We start from the raw sequence: 7,274 nt of genomic DNA, 5'->3' as shown, positions 1-7,274 counted from the left end.
TCGTGCTGGCCAACGCGCTCATCCGCGACAATCGAAAATGGAGCCCAAATGCCACTTGATCGACACGGATACTACGGCCCACCGCCCGACGCCCTGCCCCTCGAGCAAGCGATTCGGAAGTTCCTGCCAGCCGAGATGTGGGAGGAGCATGCGCGCGCGACCGAGGCCCGCAAGAACGCGCCGAAGCGGCCGACCTATCTCTCAAGCTACGTCTCGGACTGGGAGGAGGCGAAGGCCGCGAACTACATTGCCAGCCGGTCGCGCTCGGCGCGGGCAGATCTGCACCGCGTGTGGTACGGCATGCTCGCCGCGATGAAGGCGAAGCTGGAGGCGGGCGAACTGACGGCCTTCGGGCAGGAGAACCCGCCTTTCGGCCCGTGGCATGCGATCCCCGCGCCCGCGTGGCGGCAACTGCGCATCACCAATGTCCGGAAGGGCGAGGCCAGCGTCGGCGCCAACATCGTGCACGACATCCACATCCTGCCGCCCGATGCCGACGACCACATGCCGACCGGAACGCCCGGGCGTCCGAAGAAGGGAATTGACATCATCCGGATCGAGTTTCAGCGCCGCGCAGAGGCGGGCGAGATCGCTGACAGTCTCGCCGCCGAAGCCCGCGCGCTGCAGGCGTGGTATCGCGAGACCTATCCGCGGCGGGACTGCCCCACCACCAAGACGATCGAGAACAACCTTCGCGAGGCTTGGCGCGCAGTGCGCCTAAGGACTGCGTAATCCCCTGAAATTATTGCTCCGGGGGTATTTTCGGGGCAGTTTTTCGGGGGGCTGAACGTCGGCATCTCTCGGGCATCGGCGGCGCGTTGCGTCGCCTGGCACGAAGGAGACGCCGATGACCCAACCCTTTGCATCCGGAGGCGCCGAGAGGGCCGCCTCCGTCGCCCCACCCACCGATTTCCTCGACGGTTTCATCTCGGAGGAGGAATACGCGGCCCGCCGCGGGGTGTCGCTGCGCACCTGTCAGCGCGACCGCCAACTGCGCCAGTCCCCGCCCTTCGTGGTGATCGGCCGGCGCGTCTACTACCGCATCGAGGCGGTGCGCGACTGGCTGCTCGCCCGCGAGCAGGAAGCCTCCCGCAAGCCGAGCGCCCCGCGCGCCGGGAGGGGCCGATGACCGCCCCCGCCACGCTCGCGCCCGACATGATGGTGGGCGCCGCCGAGATCGCCCGCTTCCTCTACGCCTCCGACGAGTTCCGCTTCCAGCGCCGCGTCTACTACCTCTGCACGCGCTCGAAGCGCCCGCTGCCGCATTTCCGGCTGGGCAGCCGCATCGCCACCCGACGCTCCACGCTCCTGGACTGGATCGCCATGCAGGAGGGCTTCGCCAATGTTGCATGATTTTCCCAAGATGACTGGCCCCATGCTCGACCGGATGGAGGCCTCCGCGGCCGAGAAGGCCCCGCACCTGCTGCCCATCGTCCACGCGATCCGCGATCACGGTGTCGGCTTCCTGGTGATTCCGCAGCGCGCCACCGGACTCCATCGCGGCATCAAGCTGCTGCAGCGGCCCTTCATCGTCATGGTCGGCGACGACACCGACTGCGCGCTTGGCCCCGATCAGTATGACGGAAAGGCGCTCGACCGGCTGATCGGCATGGCCGACGGCGTCGCGATCATCTCCTGCGCCCCGCCACCCGAGGCCTATTCGAGCATCGCCCTGATGGCCATGGCGCAGCGCAACGGGCTGATCATCGAGACCCGACCCGAGCAGGAAATCGCCTGGACCAACCGCGTGCAGGCGGTCTGTCCCAAAATGCCGATCCTGCTCTGCACCGTAAAGGGGCCGCGCCAATGACCGTGCAGGGCGACCCTCTCGACTTCAACGACACGCCACCCGGCAGCCGCGCCCATGCCGCCACCCACATGTCCGTCGCCCAGCTGGCCGACATGATGAACGACCGCATCGCGGACCTGGCCCGCGAGTTGCTGGGCGAGCCCAACCGGGAGCTTTCCAGCGCACAGCAGCTGCGTTTCGGCACCAAGGGCAGCGTCGCCGTGGAGATCGACGGCGCGGACAAGGGCCGCTGGTATGACCATGAGCACGGCGCCGGGGGCGCGGCGCTGGAACTGATCGGCCATTGCCTCGGGCTGGACGACAAGGCCGCGTGGAGCTGGGCGCGGTCGTGGCTGGGCGAACCCGATGCCGGTCCGTCCTGGACGGCAACGCCGCCCGCTTCGCCCGCGCGTTCCGCCTCGGGCGCCGCCGGGCCCAAGGAACCGACGCCCGAGGAACGCGCCGAAAAGGTGGCCGAGATCGTGCGCCGCAGCGAGAGCCTCGTCTCGACGCCCGTGCTCGCCTACCTGCGCCATCGCGGCATCACGACCACGCCGCCCGACTGCATCCGCTATCGCCAATACGCCTACCGTCAGTTCGGAGCCATGGTCGCGCTCGCCACCGACGCGGCGGGCGAGGTGCTGGCGCTGCAGCAGGTCTATCTGACGGCCGAGGGGCGGAAGGCCCCGGTCAAGGTGGTCAAGCGCACCAACAAGGCCGTCGATGGCTGGGCCGGACGCGCCGCCGTGCGCCTGCCCGGCCGCGAGCCGCTGGTCCTCTGCGAGGGGGTCGAGACCGCGCTCTCGGTCTGGCAGGCGACGGGACAGGAGGTCTGGGCTTGCCTCGGCATCTCGAACATCGGCCGCGCACCGGTGCCCGCGAACGCCACGGTGATCGTCGCCCGCGACGGCGACCTGCCTGGCAGCAAGGCCGAGGGCCAGATGGCCCGCGCCGCGAGCCAGCTCGCGCATCGCGGCTTGACCGTGCTGATCGCCACCCCGCCCGAGGAGCAGGACTTCAACGATGTGCTGGTCCGCGAGGGCGAGGCGGCCGTGCGCAACCGCATCGTCGCCGCAGAACAGCTCCGCGTTGAGGAGGCCGACACCGGTCGTAAGCGGCTCTATATCGGCTCGGACGTGGAAATCGCGAAACGGGTCCGGGAGGATCTGACCGAACGCCATGGCCGCATCGTCCATGCCGATGGCGAGTTCTGGCGCTATGGCGGAACCCATTGGGAGGCGATCCCCGACCACGAACTGCGCCCGCCGGTGCACGCCTATGACGGCGCCGGGTTCGAGACCCCCGCGGGCGAGCCCTCGAACGTCAAGCTGACCAAGACCCGCGTCAATTCCGTGCTCAACGAATGCGCCGCACTGTGCGCCATGCCCGGCTTTTTCGACGCCCCGCCCGCGGGCATCAACTGCGCCTCGGGCTTCATCCGCTTCGACGCGCAGGGAACGCCGCACCTCGAACCCCATCACCGCCAGCATCGCTGCCGCCACACCCTGCCCGGCCGCTGGCAACCCGGCGCCTCCGGCATCCCGCCCGCGAGCTCGCTGCTGGCGAAGCTGCTGACCGGCAGCTTCAAGAGCGACCCCGAGGCCGAGGCGAAATGCGCACTGTTGGCCGAGGTCTGCGGCGCGGCGGCGTTGGGCTATGCCACCCGGCTGATGCAGCCGCGCGCGGTGGTTCTGCACGGCAAGACCGCCGAGAACGGCAAGAGCCAGGTGCTCGAACTGGCGCGCGGCCTCCTGCCCGCCAGCGCCATCTGCTCGGTCCCCGCCTCGAAGATGGGCGACGAGCGGCATGTCATCGGGCTGGTGGGCAAGCTGCTGAACGCCTCCGACGAGCTCTCGCCCGAGGCCATCGCATCCGACACCTTCAAGGCGGTCGTCACCGGCGATCCCATCGAGGGCCGCGACGTCTACAAGAGCCGGGTCGAGTTCCGATCCGTGGCGCAGAACCTCTTTGCCGCGAACCAGCTGCCGAGCTTCAAGGGCGGCGTGGACCGGGGCGTGCAGCGGCGCCTGCTGCTGATCCCCTTCACCCGCTCGATCCCGCTGGAGGAGCGCATCGAGGACATCGGCAAGCGCATCGCCGCCGAGGAACCGGACCTGCTGCTGGCATGGGCAGTCGAGGGGGCGGCGCGGCTGATCCGCCAGCGCAACTTCGCCATCCCGCAGGGCTGCCACGACGCCCTCCTCGAATGGGTGCTGAGCGAGGATCCCATCGCCGCCTGGATCGACGCCTGCGTGTCGGTCGTGCCCATCGTGAACGGCGGGCCGATGCTGGCCACGCGCGATGCGCACCTCCGCTTCCAGAACTGGGCGCTGGGCGAGGGCTACAAGCCCGAGAAGCTGCCCGCGATCAACGGCTTCGTGCAGCGCGTCCAGGCCCGCGTCGCCGGGATCCAGCACAAGCGCACGAAGGAGGGGCGGTTCTTCATCGGCCTAGCGGTGACGCACTGGTGACGCACCAAACCGGCTTTTTGGCCCCTAACCCATTGAGAGTGTTGAGATGACGCACTTCGGCTCGGATATTTCGATAAGGGGGGAAACTCTCTGCCCAACCATCATCCCGTTCCCCCTATATGGAAAGGTTGCCGGGGGAAGTGCGTCATCTCAACACTTTCAACGGCTTGCACCCGAAATCGCGTCATCCTTGCGTCACCGGTGCGTCACCCGAGGTGCGGGGCGCGCCCGCCCGAGTCGGCGTCAAGCCGGAAGGATCGGGAAAGCGGCGGTTCCTCCTGCGCACATTCGTATGTGGGGAGGCGCAGCGCATTGGCCCGCCAGCGTCAGGGGGCGGAAATGACTAAACTCGACGGCGCCGAGTCCAAGACTGCCTTCGCCGCCCGCGTCGGCCTGACCAAGGGGCGCATCTCGCAACTGGTGGCCGAGGGGCTGCCGGTGCGCGCGGACGGGCAGATCGACGTGGCGGTGGGGCTCGCCTGGATCGAGAACAACCTCGACCCCGCCCGGCGCAACCGGGGCGGCGCCGCCAGCCCGACACGCGCCGCCACCACGCTGGCCGAGGCCAAGCGGCTGCATGAGATCGTGAAGGTCCAGCGCGCCAAGCTGGCCTACGAGCGCGAACGCGGCGAACTGGTCGAGACCACCGCCGCCACGCGCACGGTGTTCGCGCGCGCCCGTGCCGAACGCGACGCGCACATGGCGTGGGTGCAACGCACGGCGCCCCTGCTGGCGGCCGAGCTCGGCGCCGATCCGCGCGCCACCTTCGCCGCGCTCGACCGGATGATGCGCGAGCATCTCGAACACCTGGCCGACCTGCCGCTGGGGAGCCTCAGTGATGGTGCCTGAGATCGACCTCGCCTGGCGGCGCGGCATCCGCCCTGAACCGCCGATTCCGGTCTCGGACTGGGCCGACCGCCACCGCATCCTGCCGCCCACCTCGGCCGAGCCGGGTCGCTGGCGCACCGACCGCACGCCCTATCTGCGCGCGGTGATGGACGCGCTGTCCACCGCCAGTCCCTATGAACGGGTCGTGCTGATGAAGGGCGCACAGACCGGCGGTTCGGAGGCGGGGTTGAACTGGCTGGGCTACATCATCCAGAACGCGCCCGGTATCGCCATGCTGGTGATGCCCTCGCTCGATATGGTGCGCCGGAACACGACCGTGCGGATCGACCCGCTGATCGAGGCGACACCCGCCTTGCGCGAACTGGTCGCAGCGCCCCGCTCCCGCGATGCCGGGAACAGCCTGTTCCACAAGTCCTTCCCCGGTGGCCAACTGGTGATGACCGGGGCGAACAGCGCGGTGGGCCTGCGCTCCACGCCGGTCCGCTACCTGTTCCTGGACGAGGTGGACGGCTATCCCGGCGACGCCGATGGCGAGGGCGATCCGGTCGATCTCGCGATCCAGCGCACCGCCACCTTCCGCGGGCGCCGCAAGATCTACATGGTCTCCACGCCCACGCTGAAGGGCCACTCCCGCATCGAGGCCGCCTTCGAGCACAGCGACCGACGCTTCTACCACGTCCCCTGCCTGCATTGCGGCGACATGGCACCGATCACCTGGGCGCGCATCCGCTGGCCCGAGGGGCGGCGCGACCAGGCGCATCTGGTCTGCGAGGCCTGCGGCGGCATCCATCACGAGCACGAGAAGCCCCGCCTGCTCGCCGCCGGGGAATGGCGCGCTACGGCCGAGGGCGATGGCCGCACGGCGGGCTTCCACCTCTCCGCGCTTTATTCGCCGTGGGAGACATGGGCCGAGATCGCCGCCGAGCATGGCCGGGTGCGCAAGGATCCGCCGCGCCTGCAGGTCTGGGTCAACACCAAGCTGGGCGAGTCCTGGGAGGACCAGGCGGGCGACACCGTTCCGGCCGATCCGCTGATGGCGCGGCGCGAGGACTGGGGCGAGGCGCTGCCCGCCTCGGTGGCCGTGCTGACCGCCGGCGTCGACGTGCAGGGCGACCGGATCGAGGTCCAGATCCTCGGCTGGGGTCGCGACGAGGAGGCGTGGGTCATCGACTACCGCGTGCTCTGGGGCGACCCGTCCGGGCCGCGCCTCTGGGCCGACCTCGATATGGTTCTGCAGGCGACGTTCCCGCATCCCGGCGGTCTCGACCTGCCGGTGCGCGCGGCGGCCATCGACACCGGCGGCCACCACACCAAGATGGCCTACGAGTTCTGCCGCACCCGCCTTTCGCGCCGCATCTGGGCGATCAAGGGCCGTGGCGGGCCCGGCATCCCGGTCTGGCCGCGCCGCCCGACACGCACGAACAAGGGCAAGATCCCACTGTTCATCGTCGGCGTGGACGCGGTGAAGGACGCCGTCTACGCCCGCCTGCGCCTCAGCGAGCCCGGCCCAGGCGCGATCCACTTCCCCCGCCGCCTCGACGCCGACTATTTCCGCCAGCTGACCGCCGAGCGCGTCGTCACCCGCTTCGAACACGGGCGCCCCATCCGCTCCTGGCAGCCCAAGCGCGACGGCGAGCGCAACGAAGCCCTCGACACCTTCGTCTACGCCCACGCCGCCCTGCACGGGCTTATCAGCATGGGGCTGAGGCTTAATGAGGAGGTGGAGGGGGTGGCAGCGCGGCAACCCCAGAGGGGTGAACGTTCAGCGACGATCCTCCGATCAAGGTGGGTTCGGCCATGGTCGTGAAACAGCCGCATGTGACAGCCCAGAAACGCCGCTACGGGGACCGAAGCCCCTCGAGCCACGCCGACTGGCCTAAGGCTCCCATCCTTCGCGCTTGATAAGCACCTCAAGAAAATGACAGAATCGAAACAATGACGAGCAGGAGGAAGACCTTGGACAGCTTAACTCTCACATGCCCCATCCGAGGGCTTCTCAAAACCGGAGCGAAGAGCAAAGACGGCCTCAAGCCATCTGAAGAATACTTCAGAGTGGAAGCCATTAAGCATCTGATTAAACTCGGATACTGAACCGCGCCGGGTTTGCCGGAGGCTCCAACTCTTGAGTAGGATGGAGCATCATGAGCAAGACGACGAACAAGTTT

Annotated in this window: 7 protein-coding genes; all 7 read left to right on the top strand. The window is 68.8% G+C overall.

The genetic code is table 11. The features are described from left to right. Nucleotides 1–135 precede the first annotated feature (135 nt). Complete coding sequence (locus RGD00_RS22605) at nt 136–732, top strand: hypothetical protein (protein ID WP_310459501.1); 597 nt, start codon at nt 136–138, stop codon at nt 730–732. A 115-nt stretch (nt 733–847) separates the two neighbouring features. After that, nucleotides 848–1,129, top strand: coding sequence for a transcriptional regulator (locus RGD00_RS22600; RefSeq protein WP_310459500.1), 282 nt, complete (start codon nt 848–850; stop codon nt 1,127–1,129). Further along, nucleotides 1,126–1,353 carry a hypothetical protein gene (locus tag RGD00_RS22595; protein ID WP_310459499.1) on the top strand — a complete coding sequence of 76 codons (228 nt, stop codon included), beginning with the start codon at nt 1,126–1,128 and terminating at the stop codon, nt 1,351–1,353. The genes RGD00_RS22600 and RGD00_RS22595 overlap by 4 nt, the downstream gene beginning before the upstream one ends. Nucleotides 1,354–1,375: 22 nt before the next feature. Continuing rightward, complete coding sequence (locus RGD00_RS22590) at nt 1,376–1,810, top strand: hypothetical protein (RefSeq protein WP_310459498.1); 435 nt, start codon at nt 1,376–1,378, stop codon at nt 1,808–1,810. Then, nucleotides 1,807–4,260: a DUF7146 domain-containing protein gene (locus RGD00_RS22585; RefSeq protein ID WP_310459497.1), complete on the top strand. Its 2,454-nt coding sequence runs from the start codon at nt 1,807–1,809 to the stop codon at nt 4,258–4,260. Before RGD00_RS22590 ends, RGD00_RS22585 begins: the two co-directional genes overlap by 4 nt. Nucleotides 4,261–4,599: 339 nt before the next feature. After that, on the top strand, nt 4,600–5,109 hold the full coding sequence (locus RGD00_RS22580) for a hypothetical protein (RefSeq protein ID WP_310459496.1): 510 nt from the start codon (nt 4,600–4,602) through the stop codon (nt 5,107–5,109). After that, nucleotides 5,099–6,916, top strand: a complete 1,818-nt coding sequence (locus RGD00_RS22575) for a phage terminase large subunit family protein (protein WP_310459495.1) — start codon at nt 5,099–5,101, stop codon at nt 6,914–6,916. The genes RGD00_RS22580 and RGD00_RS22575 overlap by 11 nt, the downstream gene beginning before the upstream one ends. The last annotated feature ends 358 nt before the right edge of the window (nt 6,917–7,274 follow it).

Origin of the sequence: Ruixingdingia sedimenti, assembly GCF_031432425.1 — a bacterium.
GTDB lineage: Bacteria > Pseudomonadota > Alphaproteobacteria > Rhodobacterales > Rhodobacteraceae > Ruixingdingia > Ruixingdingia sedimenti.
The sequence above is the reverse complement of the archived record's forward strand: the minus strand, read 5'-3'. Positions and strand labels throughout refer to the sequence as shown.